At 69.9% G+C, this 12,879-nt stretch carries 12 protein-coding genes; 3 read left to right on the forward strand and 9 right to left on the reverse strand.

Annotation, left to right across the window (positions count from 1 at the left end; all coding sequences use genetic code 11):
• Nucleotides 1–251: 251 nt before the first annotated feature.
• The 3 genes from ACH4F2_RS33620 to thyX form a co-directional block, all read right to left on the reverse strand.
• On the reverse strand, nt 252–1,937 hold the full coding sequence (locus tag ACH4F2_RS33620; RefSeq protein WP_398136528.1) for a ribonuclease J: 1,686 nt from the start codon (nt 1,935–1,937) through the stop codon (nt 252–254).
• Between the two features lie 169 nt (nt 1,938–2,106).
• Nucleotides 2,107–3,006: a 4-hydroxy-tetrahydrodipicolinate synthase gene (gene dapA / locus ACH4F2_RS33625; protein WP_398136529.1), complete on the reverse strand. Its 900-nt coding sequence runs from the start codon at nt 3,004–3,006 to the stop codon at nt 2,107–2,109.
• Nucleotides 3,007–3,215: 209 nt separating this feature from the next.
• Nucleotides 3,216–3,956: an FAD-dependent thymidylate synthase gene (thyX, locus tag ACH4F2_RS33630; protein ID WP_398136530.1), complete on the reverse strand. Its 741-nt coding sequence runs from the start codon at nt 3,954–3,956 to the stop codon at nt 3,216–3,218.
• A gap of 173 nt (nt 3,957–4,129) precedes the next feature.
• On the opposite strand from thyX, the gene ACH4F2_RS33635 reads away from it, so the two are divergent.
• Together ACH4F2_RS33635 and ACH4F2_RS33640 are read left to right on the forward strand one after the other, a co-directional pair.
• Nucleotides 4,130–4,369: a hypothetical protein gene (locus tag ACH4F2_RS33635; protein ID WP_219184862.1), complete on the forward strand. Its 240-nt coding sequence runs from the start codon at nt 4,130–4,132 to the stop codon at nt 4,367–4,369.
• Between the two features lie 114 nt (nt 4,370–4,483).
• Complete coding sequence (locus ACH4F2_RS33640) at nt 4,484–5,038, forward strand: hypothetical protein (RefSeq protein ID WP_398136531.1); 555 nt, start codon at nt 4,484–4,486, stop codon at nt 5,036–5,038.
• 76 nt (nt 5,039–5,114) lie between these two features.
• Here the strand turns inward: ACH4F2_RS33640 and ACH4F2_RS33645 are convergent, their stop codons facing one another.
• The 5 genes from ACH4F2_RS33645 to rpsO form a co-directional block, all read right to left on the reverse strand.
• Nucleotides 5,115–5,570, reverse strand: coding sequence for a hypothetical protein (locus ACH4F2_RS33645; RefSeq protein WP_398136532.1), 456 nt, complete (start codon nt 5,568–5,570; stop codon nt 5,115–5,117).
• Between the two features lie 37 nt (nt 5,571–5,607).
• Complete coding sequence (dapB, locus tag ACH4F2_RS33650; protein WP_398136533.1) at nt 5,608–6,360, reverse strand: 4-hydroxy-tetrahydrodipicolinate reductase; 753 nt, start codon at nt 6,358–6,360, stop codon at nt 5,608–5,610.
• A 30-nt stretch (nt 6,361–6,390) separates the two neighbouring features.
• Entirely contained in the window at nt 6,391–7,770 is a 1,380-nt protein-coding gene (locus ACH4F2_RS33655) for a M16 family metallopeptidase (protein ID WP_398136534.1), read from the reverse strand.
• Entirely contained in the window at nt 7,767–9,986 is a 2,220-nt protein-coding gene (locus ACH4F2_RS33660) for a polyribonucleotide nucleotidyltransferase (RefSeq protein ID WP_398136535.1), read from the reverse strand. Before ACH4F2_RS33660 ends, ACH4F2_RS33655 begins: the two co-directional genes overlap by 4 nt.
• 293 nt (nt 9,987–10,279) lie before the next feature.
• Nucleotides 10,280–10,567 (reverse strand): 30S ribosomal protein S15, encoded by a 288-nt coding sequence (rpsO, locus tag ACH4F2_RS33665; protein ID WP_019330982.1) that lies wholly within the window; start codon nt 10,565–10,567, stop codon nt 10,280–10,282.
• Nucleotides 10,568–10,907: 340 nt separating this feature from the next.
• On the opposite strand from rpsO, the gene ACH4F2_RS33670 reads away from it, so the two are divergent.
• Nucleotides 10,908–11,204 carry a DUF397 domain-containing protein gene (locus tag ACH4F2_RS33670; protein WP_398136536.1) on the forward strand — a complete coding sequence of 99 codons (297 nt, stop codon included), beginning with the start codon at nt 10,908–10,910 and terminating at the stop codon, nt 11,202–11,204.
• Between the two features lie 85 nt (nt 11,205–11,289).
• On the opposite strand, the gene ACH4F2_RS33675 is transcribed toward ACH4F2_RS33670, so the two are convergent.
• The gene (locus tag ACH4F2_RS33675; protein ID WP_398136537.1) at nt 11,290–12,753 is read right to left on the reverse strand and encodes a PQQ-binding-like beta-propeller repeat protein; all 1,464 of its coding nucleotides are present in this window, start codon (nt 12,751–12,753) and stop codon (nt 11,290–11,292) included.
• Nucleotides 12,754–12,879: the final 126 nt, after the last annotated feature.

The following is a 12,879-nucleotide window of genomic DNA, read 5'->3' on the forward strand; positions in this document are numbered from 1 at the left end:
AGCGTGCCGGAGGACGCCGTTCCGGCCGACGTACCGCCCGTGGCGCAGGCCGGAGTTCCGCCGCTGCCTCCGTCGTACCCTCCCGTCGCGGGGGGGCCGGCGGGGCAGGGGGCCGGGCAGCCCCCCCCCCCCCCCCCCCCCCCCCCCCCCCCCCCCCCCCCCCCCCCCCCCCCGCGCCCCCCCCCCCCCCCCCCCCCCCCCCCCCCCCCCCCCCCGCTCCAGGTTGGCGCTGCCGGAGACCCGACGAGCCGTCAGACCTCCACGACGACAGGGAGGATCATCGGCCGGCGACGGTAGGTGTCCGAGACCCATTTGCCGAGGGTGCGGCGCACCAGCTGCTGGAGCTGGTGCGGCTCGACGACCCCGTCCTGGGCCGAGCGTTCCAGCACTTCCGTGACCTTGGGGAGCACCGCGGCGAAAGCCGAGTCCTCGATGCCGGAGCCCCGGGCCTGGACATGCGGTCCGCCCGTGATCTTGCCGGTGGACGAGTCGATGACCACGAAGACCGAGATGATGCCCTCGTCGCCGAGGATTTTGCGGTCCTTGAGCGCCGGTTCACCGACGTCACCGACCGAGAGGCCGTCGACGTACACGTATCCCGCCTGGACCTTGCCTGAGATCTTCGCCTTGCCCTCGACGAGGTCGACGACGACGCCGTCCTCGGCGATGACGATGCGGTCGTGCGGGACACCGGTCAGGGCGCCCAGTTCGGCGTTGGCACGCAGGTGGCGCCATTCGCCGTGGACCGGCATCAGGTTCCTGGGCCGGCAGATGTTGTAGAAGTACAGCAGCTCGCCGGCCGAGGCGTGGCCCGAGACGTGGACCTTGGCGTTGCCCTTGTGGACGACGTTCGCGCCCCAGCGGGTCAGGCCGTTGATCACGCGGTACACCGCGTTCTCGTTGCCCGGGATGAGGGACGAGGCCAGGATCACCGTGTCGCCGTTGACGATGCGGATCTGGTGATCGCGGTTGGCCATGCGGGACAGGGCGGCCATCGGTTCGCCCTGAGAGCCCGTACAGACCAGGACCACTTCGCTGTCCGGCAGGTCGTCGAGCGTCTTGACGTCCACGACGAGGCCCGGCGGGACCTTCAGGTAGCCGAGGTCCCGGGCGATGCCCATGTTGCGGACCATGGAACGGCCGACGAAGGCGACCCGGCGGCCGTACTCGTGGGCCGCGTCCAGGATCTGCTGGATGCGGTGGACGTGGCTGGCGAAGCTCGCCACGATGATCCGCTTGCGGGCGCCGGCGAAGACCTGGCGCAGGACGTTCGAGATGTCGCGCTCGGGCGGGACGAACCCGGGGACCTCGGCGTTCGTCGAGTCCGAGAGGAGGAGGTCGATGCCCTCCTCGCTCAGCCGCGCGAAGGCGTGCAGGTCCGTGAGGCGGCCGTCCAGCGGAAGCTGGTCCATCTTGAAGTCGCCGGTGTGGACGGCCATGCCCGCGGGCGTGCGGATGGCGACGGCCAGGGCGTCCGGGATGGAGTGGTTGACCGCGACGAACTCGCAGTCGAACGGGCCGACGCGCTCGCGGTGCCCCTCCGCCACCTCGAGGGTGTACGGACGGATGCGGTGCTCCTGGAGCTTGGCCTCGATGAGCGCGAGGGTCAGCTTGGAGCCGATCAGCGGGATGTCCGGCTTCTCGCGGAGGAGGAAGGGGACTCCGCCGATGTGGTCCTCGTGGCCGTGGGTGAGGACGATGCCCTCGATGTCGTCGAGGCGGTCCCGGATGGACGAGAAGTCCGGCAGGATCAGGTCGATTCCGGGCTGCTCCTCCTCGGGGAAGAGCACTCCGCAGTCGACGATCAGCAGACGGCCGCCGTACTCGAAGACCGTCATGTTGCGGCCGATCTCGCCGAGGCCGCCAAGGGGCGTGACCCGCAGGCCACCCTTGGGGAGCGCCGGGGGACGACCCAGTTCAGGATGCGGATGACTCAAAAGACTCTCCTCACCACACGCGCCACGTACCGGTGGGCACGTGGCGCGCGTGACGTTCGTGCATGAGCAGTTGTCGTATGGGGTGGTGCGGGCACCGGTGGCCCGCGTATTCAGTTGTGAAGTCCGGTCGCGCGGATCGTGCGGTGGTGCGGTCGTGCGAAGTCTGTTGTCAGAGCTGTACCCCGCCCGCGGCAAGATCGATCTTGAGCTGCTCGGTTTCCTCGGGCGTGAGGCCGACCATGGGCGCGCGCAGCGGTCCGGCGGGCAGCCCGAGGAGGGTGAGTGCGGCCTTGGTGGTCATGACGCCCTGGGTGCGGAACATGCCGGTGTAGACCGGGAGCAGCTTCTGGTGGATCTCCAGTGCCTTCTGCACGTCACCCGCGACGTGCGCGTCCACCATGGAGCGCAGTTCGGGGGTGACGACGTGGCCGACGACCGAGACGAAGCCGACCGCGCCCACGGAGAGCAGCGGCAGGTTCAGCATGTCGTCGCCGGAGTACCACGCGAGGCCGGAGCGCGCGATGGCCCAGCTCGCGCGGCCGAGGTCGCCCTTGGCGTCCTTGTTCGCGACGATCCGCGGGTGCTCGGCGAGGCGGACCAGCGTCTCCGTGTTGATCGGGACGCCGCTGCGGCCGGGGATGTCGTAGAGCATGACCGGCAGCCCGGCGGCGTCGGCGATGGCCGTGAAGTGCTGGTACAGGCCCTCCTGCGGGGGCTTGTTGTAGTACGGCGTGACGAGCAGGAGGCCGTGCGCGCCGGCGTGTTCAGCGGCGCGGGCCAGCTCGATGCTGTGCTGGGTGTTGTTCGTGCCGACTCCGGCGACGACGTGTGCCCGATCGCCGACGGCCTCCAGGACGGCCCGTACGAGGTCCGCTTTCTCCGCGTCGCTGGTGGTGGGGGACTCGCCGGTGGTGCCGTTGACGATCAGGCCGTCGTTGCCTGCGTCCACCAGGTGGGCGGCGAGCCGCTGCGCGCCGTCGAGGTCGAGTGCGCCGTCCGCCGTGAAGGGCGTGACCATGGCGGTGAGGACCCGCCCGAAGGGGGTCTGCGGAGTCGAGGTCGGAGCCATGGGTTACACGCTACTCGTTGCTCAGGGCGGGGTCTGCCCTCGGGGGAGGCAGCAGGTCGGACGGGAAGTGGAGCCCGGCACTGCCTGCTCGGGGGTTCAAGCAGTGCCGGGTCCCTTTGATCAGGCTAGATGAACTTCTCCAAACGCCGCAATACGGACACTTCGCGCGGCTGATGCGCACATCAGTGCCGTCGGGCGGGCTGGATCGGCTACGGAGCCACGCGGCCGTTCGCGTTGAAGGCCGCGTGGGTGAGCGGCATGAGGCGGGCCCATTCCTCTTCCATCTTCTCGCCGACCATCTCGATCTCCCGCTGCGGGAAGGAGGGGACCTTGGCCAGCTCGTGCTGGGTGCGCAGGCCGAGGAAGTGCATCATCGAGCGTGCGTTGCAGGTGGCGTACATCGACGAGTACAGACCGACGGGGAGCACCGCGCGGGCCACCTCGCGGGCGACGCCGGCGGCGAGCATCTCCTGGTACGTGCGGTAGGCCTGGCGGTAGGAGTCCTCCATCGACCGGCTCACCAGGCCGTGCTGCTCGGTGGTGCCCTCGACGAAGACGTACTTGCCCGGACGGCCCTGCTGGACCAGCTTGCGGTCCTCCCCCGGCACGTAGAAGACCGGCTGGAGCTCCCGGTAGCGGCCCGACTCCTCGTTGTAGGACCAGCCGACGCGGTGCCGCATGAACTCGCGGAAGACGAAGATCGGGGCGCTGATGAAGAAGGTCATCGAGTTGTGCTCGAACGGGCTGCCGTGCCGGTCCCGCATGAGGTAGTTGATCAGGCCCTTCGAGCGCTCCGGGTCCTTCTTCAGCTCGTCCAGGGACTGCTCCCCGACGGTCGAGACACGGGCGGCGAACAGTACGTCCGAGTCGGTCGCACTGCTCTTGACCAGCTCGACGGTGACGTCGCTGCGGAGGTCGATCTTGAAATCGTCGGCGGGGGTGTCGGTCACGGGTGCAGGGCCTTCCCATCTTGTCGCTTGGCGAGGCCACTCTACGGCCCGGCGAACGGGGCGTTCGGTGGCGTGCCGCGATGAAATCGGTGAAACAGGGCACCCGCGGGGCTGTTCGTTCGTCTGTATGAGTAACAGCGAAGCATTCATCCCTGAAGGGAGACGCAGCCTCCATGATCCGCCGGCGTGAACCCGTGCCGTTCGCCTTCGTCGCCGAAGCCGACAGGTTCCGCAGCAATGTCACACCACCACCGCGCGAGCGGGCGTCCTTCGGCCAGCTGGCCGGGCGCTGGCTGCTCGGTCTCACCGTCGTCGCCGGAATAGTGGGGTCCCTGGTCATCGGGATGCCCGCGTTGTCGGCCGACCAGCCCTCCCCGCACAAACAGCCGTCACAGGCGTCCGAGCGGCGCTGAGGGCGCCGCGGGGCCCTTCCTGACTCCATCCGGACCCCGAAGGTGGTGACCGGAGACACAGGTCGGTAGCCTCACCGGGCACAGCACACCCCATGGAACGAGTGAGGACCAGCCGTGCCCCTGCCCTTCCTGACGGCCGACCGGGCCTTCGACGCCGCCGACGACGTCGCGCTGCCGTACGACGACCGTGACCTCTGGCGCCGGCCGTACCGGCCGGGCCCGTGGCGCGTGGGGGTGGCGGCGCTGATGCTGCTGCTCGCCTCGTTCGTACTGTTCTCGGCGATCATCATCGCGGCGACGGAATCGCTGTCCTCGGCCGGTGTGGTGTTCGGCGTCGCCGTGGTCGTCATCGCCTGCGCCCTGCGGCTGCTGCGCATGGGCGCGTGGGTGAGCGCGCACGGGGTGCGTCACGTGGGTTTCCTCAGCACGCGCACGGTGGCCTGGCAGCAGGTCACCAGCGTGCGCACCGTGCAGCAGCCGGTGCGCTGGCTCGGGCTGCCGCGCACGGTGCAGGGGCAGGCACTGCTCCTCGTCCGGCGGGACCCGTCGGCGCAGACCTCGCGCCCGCTGCTGACCTCGCACAACGCCGACTTCCTCGCCCGGGAGGGGGCCTTCGACCGGGCCGCCGACGCTGTGGAGGCGTGGGCCGGAGAGTACCGGCAGGGCTGAGCGCCGACGGGCAGACGCCGGGGCCCGGACCGCGGTGCGGTCCGGGCCCCGGCGTTCTCGGTCTGCTTCGGTCTGTTCAGGCCGCCTCGGCGTGCTTGCCGTCGTGCAGGGCGATCGCCCGCTGCATCGCCTTGCGGGCGCGCGGGGTGTCGCGGGCGTCGTGATAGGCGACGGCCAGGCGGAACCAGCTGCGCCAGTCGCCGGGGGCGTCCTCCGTCTCGGCCTTGCGCAGGGCGAAGACCTCGTCGGCCGAGTCCCGGTCGACCCGGCCGCTGGGGGTGCGCTTCAGCTCGTCGACGGGCAGTCCGCCCTCGGCGTCGAGTTCGGCGGCGAGCTGGTTGGCCCTGCGGACGAACTGGGTGTTCTTCCAGAGGAACCACACACCGATCACCGGCAGGATCAGCACCGCGACACCGAAGGTGACGGTGAGGGGTGTGCCGGTACCGATGAGCATGACACCGCGGCTGCCGACCAGGGCGAAGTAGAAGACCAGGACGGCGGCCGTGACGGCGTAGGAGATTTTCGCGCGCATGAGGGTCAGGGGCTCGGTTCGTGTGTCGGTTCCGGCCTCAGTTCAGGTCCAGGAAGTGTTCCAGGCCGAAGGTGAGGCCCGGGGTGGCCACCACCCGGCGGGCGCCGAGCAGGATGCCCGGCATGAAGCTGCTGTGGTGCAGGGAGTCGTGCCGGACGGTGAGGGTCTCGCCCTCGCCGCCCAGCAGGACCTCCTGGTGGGCCAGCAGGCCGCGCAGCCGGATCGCGTGGACCGGGACGCCGTCCACGTTCGCGCCGCGGGCGCCGTCCAGGGCGGTGGCAGTGGCGTCGGGCGCCGGGGCGGCGCCTGCCTTCTGCCGGGCCTCGGCGATCAGCTGGGCGGTGCGGGTGGCGGTGCCGCTGGGTGCGTCGACCTTGTTCGGGTGGTGCAGCTCGACGACCTCGACGGACTCGAAGTACGGGGCGGCGATCTGCGCGAACTTCATGGTCAGCACGGCGCCGATGGAGAAGTTGGGCGCGATGAGGACGCCCGTCCGCGGGGAATTGTCGAGCCACCCGGTCAGCTGCGCGAGGCGTTCGTCGGTCCAGCCGGTGGTGCCGACGACGGCGTGGATGCCGTGGCGTACGCAGTAGTCGAGGTTGTCCATCACCGAGGCGGGGGTGGTCAGCTCGACGGCGACCTGGGCGCCGGTCTCGGCCAGCGTGTCCAGGCTGTCGCCCCGGCCGAGGGCGGCGACCAGCTCCATGTCCTCGGCGGCCTCGACCGCCCGTACCGCCTCGGAGCCGATCCGGCCCTTGGCACCGAGGACGGCCACGCGCAGCTTGCTCATGTCACATGCTTCCTTCTCGAAACGGGACCGTCAGGCGACGGCGTCGTGCAGCCGGGACGCCTGCTTGTCCTTCAGCGGGCCGATGACCGACAGCGAGGGCCGCCGTCCCAGGACGTCGCGGGCGACCTCGCGGACGTCGTCCGGCGTGACCGAGGCTATCCGGGCCAGCATGTCGTCGACGGACATCTGCTCGCCCCAGCACAGTTCGCTCTTGCCGATACGGTTCATCAGCGCGCCGGTGTCCTCCAGGCCGAGGACCGTGGACCCCTGCAGCTGGCCGACGGCGCGGCCGATCTCGTCGTCGCTCAGGCCGTGCTCGGCGACGTGGTCGAGTTCGTCACGGCAGATCCTCAGGACGTCGTGCACCTGGGAGGGCCTGCAGCCCGCGTAGACGCCGAAGAGGCCGCAGTCGGCGAAGCCCGAGGTGTACGAGTACACGCTGTAGGCCAGGCCGCGCTTCTCGCGGACCTCCTGGAAGAGGCGCGAGGACATGCCGCCGCCGAGGGCGGTGTTGAGGACGCCCATGGCCCAGCGGCGTTCGTCGGTGCGGGCCAGGCCCGGCATGCCGAGGATGACGTGGGCCTGCTCGGTCTTGCGGCCGATCAGCTCGACGCGGCCGGCGGTGCGCAGGGTGCGTCGGCCGTCGCGCGGGGCGATGGGCTCGGCCACCGGCTCCCGGAAGGCGCCGGCCTTCTCGAAGGCGGCGCGGACCTGGCGTACGACCTTGTTGTGGTCGACGTTGCCGGCGCAGGCGACCACCAGGTGGGTGGGGTCGTAGTGCTTCTTGTAGAAGCGGCGGATGCGGTCGGCGGTGAGGGCGTTGACCGTGTCGACCGTGCCGAGGACGGGGCGGCCGAGGGGGTTGTCGCCGAACATGGTGTGCGCGAACAGGTCGTGCACGCAGTCGCCCGGGTCGTCCTCGGTCATCGCGATCTCTTCGAGGATCGCGCCGCGCTCGACGTCGACGTCCTCCTCCTGGATCAGCGAACCGGTCAGCATGTCGCAGACCACGTCGATGGCGAGCGGCAGGTCGGTGTCGAGCACGCGCGCGTAGTAGCACGTGTACTCCTTCGCCGTGAACGCGTTCATCTCGCCGCCGACCGCGTCGATGGCGGAGGAGATGTCCAGGGCGCTGCGCTTGCCGGTGCCCTTGAAGAGCAGGTGCTCCAGGTAGTGGGTGGCGCCGTTCAGGGCCGGGGTCTCGTCGCGGGAGCCGACGTGCGCCCAGATGCCGAAGGTCGCCGAGCGGACCGAGGGCAGGGTCTCGGTGACGATGCGCAGGCCGCCCGGGAGGGTGGTCTTGCGGACCGTGCCGATGCCGTGCTCGCCCTTGATCAGGGTTTGGGTACGGGCGACGGCCCGCGCCTCCGAGGAGGTGCGGGCCGTCGCCTTGGCGCTACGGGACGTCACTGGTCGGCGTCGTCCTTCTTGTCGTCGTCGCCTGCTTCGCCCTCGATCACGGGGATCAGGGAGAGCTTGCCGCGGGAGTCGATCTCGGCGATCTCGACCTGGACCTTGGCGCCCACGCCGAGCACGTCCTCGACGTTCTCCACGCGCTTGCCGCCGGCGAGCTTGCGGATCTGCGAGATGTGCAGCAGGCCGTCCTTGCCGGGCAGCAGGGAGACGAACGCGCCGAAGGTCGTCGTCTTCACGACGGTGCCCAGGTAGCGCTCGCCGACCTCGGGCATGGTCGGGTTGGCGATGCCGTTGATCGTGGCGCGGGCGGCCTCGGCCTGCGAGCCCTGGGCGGCACCGATGTAGATGGTGCCGTCGTCCTCGATCGTGATGTCGGCGCCCGTGTCCTCCTGGATCTGGTTGATCATCTTGCCCTTGGGGCCGATGACCTCACCGATCTTGTCGACGGGGATCTTCACGGTGATGATCCGGGGCGCGTTCGGGGACATCTCGTCCGGCGTGTCGATCGCTTCCATCATCACGTCGAGGATGTGGAGGCGGGCGTCACGGGCCTGCTTGAGGGCGGCGGCCAGGACGGAGGCGGGGATGCCGTCCAGCTTGGTGTCGAGCTGGAGCGCGGTCACGAACTCCTTGGTGCCGGCGACCTTGAAGTCCATGTCACCGAAGGCGTCCTCCGCACCGAGGATGTCGGTGAGGGCGACGTAGTGCGTCTCGCCGTTGATCTCCTGGGAGATCAGGCCCATGGCGATACCGGCGACGGGGGCCTTCAGCGGCACACCGGCGTTCAGCAGCGACATGGTGGAGGCGCAGACCGAGCCCATGGACGTCGAGCCGTTGGAGCCGAGGGCCTCGGACACCTGACGGATCGCGTACGGGAACTCCTCACGCGTCGGCAGCACCGGCACGATGGCGCGCTCGGCGAGGGCGCCGTGGCCGATCTCGCGGCGCTTCGGGGAGCCGACGCGGCCGGTCTCGCCGACGGAGTACGGCGGGAAGTTGTAGTTGTGCATGTAGCGCTTGCGGGTCACCGGCGAGAGGGTGTCCAGCTGCTGCTCCATGCGGAGCATGTTGAGGGTGGTGACGCCCAGGATCTGGGTCTCGCCACGCTCGAACAGCGCGGAACCGTGCACGCGCGGGATGGCCTCGACCTCGGCGGCCAGGGTGCGGATGTCGGTGACACCGCGGCCGTCGATGCGCTTCTTCTCCTTGATGACGCGCTCACGGACCAGGGACTTGGTCAGCGAGCGGTACGCGGCGGAGATCTCCTTCTCGCGGCCCTCGAACTCCGGCAGGAGCTTCTCGGCGGCGAGCGCCTTGACGCGGTCCAGCTCCGCCTCGCGCTCCTGCTTGCCGGCGATGGTGAGCGCCTGGCTGAGCTCGGGGCGGACGGCGGCGCTGAGCGCCTCCAGGATGTCGTCCTGGTAGTCCAGGAAGACCGGGAACTCACCGGTCGGCTTGGCGGCCTTCGCGGCGAGGTCGGCCTGGGCGCGGCACAGCACCTTGATGAAGGGCTTCGCGGCCTCCAGACCGGCGGCGACGACCTCCTCGGTGGGCGCCTCGGCGCCGCCCTCGACCAGCTTGACGGTCTTCTCGGTGGCCTCGGCCTCGACCATCATGATCGCGACGTCGCCGTCCTCCAGGGCGCGGCCCGCGACGACCATGTCGAAGACGGCGTCCTCGAGCTCGGTGTGCGTCGGGAAGGCCACCCACTGGCCGCGGATCAGCGCGACGCGGACGCCGCCGATCGGGCCGGAGAAGGGCAGACCGGCCAGCTGCGTGGACGCGGAGGCGGCGTTGATCGCCACGACGTCGTACAGGTGGTCGGGGTTGAGGGCCATGATCGTGGCGACGACCTGGATCTCGTTGCGCAGGCCCTTCTTGAAGGACGGGCGCAGCGGGCGGTCGATCAGGCGGCAGGTGAGGATGGCGTCCTCGGACGGCCGGCCCTCACGGCGGAAGAAGCTGCCGGGGATCTTGCCGGCGGCGTACATCCGCTCCTCGACGTCCACCGTGAGGGGGAAGAAGTCGAGCTGGTCCTTGGGGTTCTTGGAGGCGCTGGTGGCCGACAGCACCATGGTGTCGTCGTCCAGGTACGCCACGGCGGAACCGGCGGCCTGACGGGCCAGGCGGCCCGTCTCGAAGCGGATGGTGCGGGTGCCGAACGCGCCGTTGTCGATGACGGCTTCGGCGTAGTGGGTCTCGTTCTCCACTAGTGTTTTCTCCTCGTCTTCGTCCCTCCTCGCCCGTGTGGCGGGGGGACGGTGGCGGAGAAGCGCTCCGTGCAATGCGGGCCGGTCTTCGATCGAAGCACCCGGGGTTCTGCCCCCGGGGGCCACTACCGAGGACCGGCGGCGGCGAGGTGCGCTCCTCCTCGTTTCGTTCGGTGTGTCGTACGTCGTGCGTCTTGTGTTCTGTTACCACACTACAAAGCGGTGGCGACAGTACGCACGTACAGCAAAGGGAGCGGCCCCCGAACGATGGGAACCGCTCCCTTCACGGCGTCTTACTTGGCGCCCGCCGCACCGCGGCGGATGCCGAGGCGCTCGACCAGCGCACGGAAGCGCTGGATGTCCTTCTTGGCGAGGTACTGCAGCAGCCGGCGGCGCTGGCCGACCAGGATCAGCAGACCACGACGGGAGTGGTGGTCGTGCTTGTGGGTCTTGAGGTGCTCGGTCAGGTCGGAGATCCGACGGGACAGCAGAGCGACCTGGACCTCGGGGGAGCCGGTGTCGCCCTCCTTGGTACCGAACTCGGTGATGATCTGCTTCTTCACTGCGGCGTCGAGCGACACGCGTACTCCTCTTGGTCCGTGGGTGCCCACCGAGTGCCCCCGGTCTACGTCTCGGGGGATCTTCCGTGACTCGGAAGGCGGGGATCCGCTGGGCGCGACCTCCAGGGCTCCTGGCTCCGGGGGCGCGTACACAAACGGCCGTCACACAGCGTACCAGCCTGCGTGGACGGCCTTTCCCGCAGGCTCGGTGACCGGGTCGTCACCCGGGCCGTCAACCGCACCGCGCCCCCTGTCGCCACCCTTGCGGATACGGACATCCGCAAACCGCTGAGCAGGGAGAACGGTGGCCAGTAGGGTGGCCGCACAGACCGCCCGCAGTGCAGGAAAGGACCGAGTCACCATGGTCGATGCCGAGGACCGGGAACTCAAGGCGCGCAAGGAACGGGAGCGGGACGAGCTCTACGCCCTCGACATCTCCGGCGTCGAGTGGCACAGCGCGCCCGGCACCGAGGAGCACGAGGAACGGGTCGAGATCGCCTACCTTCCGGACGGCGCCGTGGCCATGCGGTCGTCCCTCGACCCGGACACCGTGCTGCGGTACACGGAGGCGGAGTGGCGGGCGTTCGTGCTCGGTGCCCGGGACGGGGAGTTCGACCTGGAGCCGGCGCCGCAGGACGGGGGCGCCCGGGTGGAGTGACGCCCGGGCACAGTCGCGCGGGGACGGACTCACGCGGCGCGGACTCACGCGGCGCAAGGTCACGCGCAGGCGGGGAAGGGCTCCGTCAGGACTTCTCCGCCGCGCTGCTTCCGATGCCGAGAACCAGGTAGATCCACTGCTTCTGTTTGTCGCCGGAGGGGCCGTTCGCGGACTTGGTGCCGAAGAAGATCCGTCCGTCCTCGACGACGATGTCGTTCTCGTTCGAAAGCGTCAGCGGCTCGCCCTCGCTCGGCAGGTCGAAGTAGAAGTACGGCGTCTCCTTGCCCGTCCCGGGATCGAGGCCGACCAGCGTGTTCGGCGCAATGTGGTCATCGCTCAGGCGCAGGGCGAGGAGCTGGTCGCCGCTCATCCGCAACGGCTGGAGCAGGGAGCCCGGGCCGGAGTCGAACTTCTTCGTCGTGTTCCCTGTCGCCAGGTCGAAGCCGATGATCCAGTTGGAGACCTGCTTCTCGGGCTGGTCCTTGCTGCGGATGAAGACCTGACCCGCGCCGACGGCGATCGTCGGGCAGTCGTCGACGACCAGGTACTCGGTGTAGGCGCAGTCGGCGACGTACGCGCCGTTTCGGAGACTGACCGTGGCGCGGTCGCGGCCCTTGTCGTCGAGGGACAGCAGGTCGGTGATCTCGGTGTCGCCACCGGCGACGGCGAGGACGGCCGGCTCGGTGGACGGCACGCTGAGGTCGCGGATGCCCTTGGCCGCGGAGTACGTCCACTGGGTCCGGCCCGTGGCCGGGTCGACCTTGCGCACCTTGTAGGTGACGTGCTGCCAGGACGTGTCCTGCACGCTGTCGTCGGTGCTCCAGCACATCTGACGGACCATCAGCGCGCGGCCGCCGGCCGCTCCCATGTCCTGGCAGGGGGCGGTGGCCCTCGTGGTCCAGCGGCTCGTGCCCTTCTGCATGTCGTATCCGACGGTGCCACCGCCCCAGGTCACGGCGACCGTGTCGTGCGTCAGCGTCACACTCGGCCTGTCCTGGCTGCCGCCGCCCGTCGCGACGCCGGTGCCGGGGCCGGCCACGGAGTAGGGGAAGCGGTCCTCCCAGACGAGGCGGCCGTCGTCGAGGTCGACGAAGGCGACCTGGTTGCAATAGGCGTCCTTCTCCCGGTCGTTGGCCCGGAAGAGGACGGCGGTTCGGTGGTCGACGGTCACATGGCGCGTGTAGCCGCAGATCGGGCCGTCGAGCCCGAGCCGCCACTCCTCCTCGCCCGGCGCGACATCGGTGCCGATGCGCATACCGACGAGTGTCTTGTTGATGCCCTTGGCGAGGATGCGGTCCGTGGCCCACATGCCCGGCATCTCGACGTGCTCACCGGGGACCATGTCGTCCACGGAGAACCGGAAGGCCATCTCGCCCCGGGTGCTCGCGGGTTGCTTCTCGACCGTCTCACGGACGTCGAGGGGGCTCTGCCGGTCCGCGGCCCGCGCCTTGTCCGACGACGTGCCGTTCCCACTCGCTCCGCCCCACAGCAGCCAGCCGCCCGCACCCAACGCCGCGGCCACGACGACCGCGAACAGTGCTGTCAGCACCTTCCTCCCGGGTTTCCTCTCGCGGGTCTCCGCGGTGGGCGGGGGCTGGGTCATGGAGGGGGGCGGGCCGAAGCTCACGTGTGGATCCTCTTCCTGGTCCTGGGGGAATTCCCGCCATGGGATGCC

It is taken from the genome of Streptomyces sp. NPDC017890 (assembly GCF_044328675.1).
GTDB lineage: Bacteria > Actinomycetota > Actinomycetes > Streptomycetales > Streptomycetaceae > Streptomyces.

Coding starts and splice junctions, on each gene's coding strand:
- dapA (WP_398136529.1), bottom strand. CDS start 3,006: ATGGCTCCGACCTCGACTCCGCAGACCCCCTTCGGGCGGGTCCTCACC.
- ACH4F2_RS33635 (WP_219184862.1), top strand. CDS start 4,130: ATGATCCGCCGGCGTGAACCCGTGCCGTTCGCCTTCGTCGCCGAAGCC.
- ACH4F2_RS33645 (WP_398136532.1), bottom strand. CDS start 5,570: ATGCGCGCGAAAATCTCCTACGCCGTCACGGCCGCCGTCCTGGTCTTC.
- dapB (WP_398136533.1), bottom strand. CDS start 6,360: ATGAGCAAGCTGCGCGTGGCCGTCCTCGGTGCCAAGGGCCGGATCGGC.
- ACH4F2_RS33670 (WP_398136536.1), top strand. CDS start 10,908: ATGGTCGATGCCGAGGACCGGGAACTCAAGGCGCGCAAGGAACGGGAG.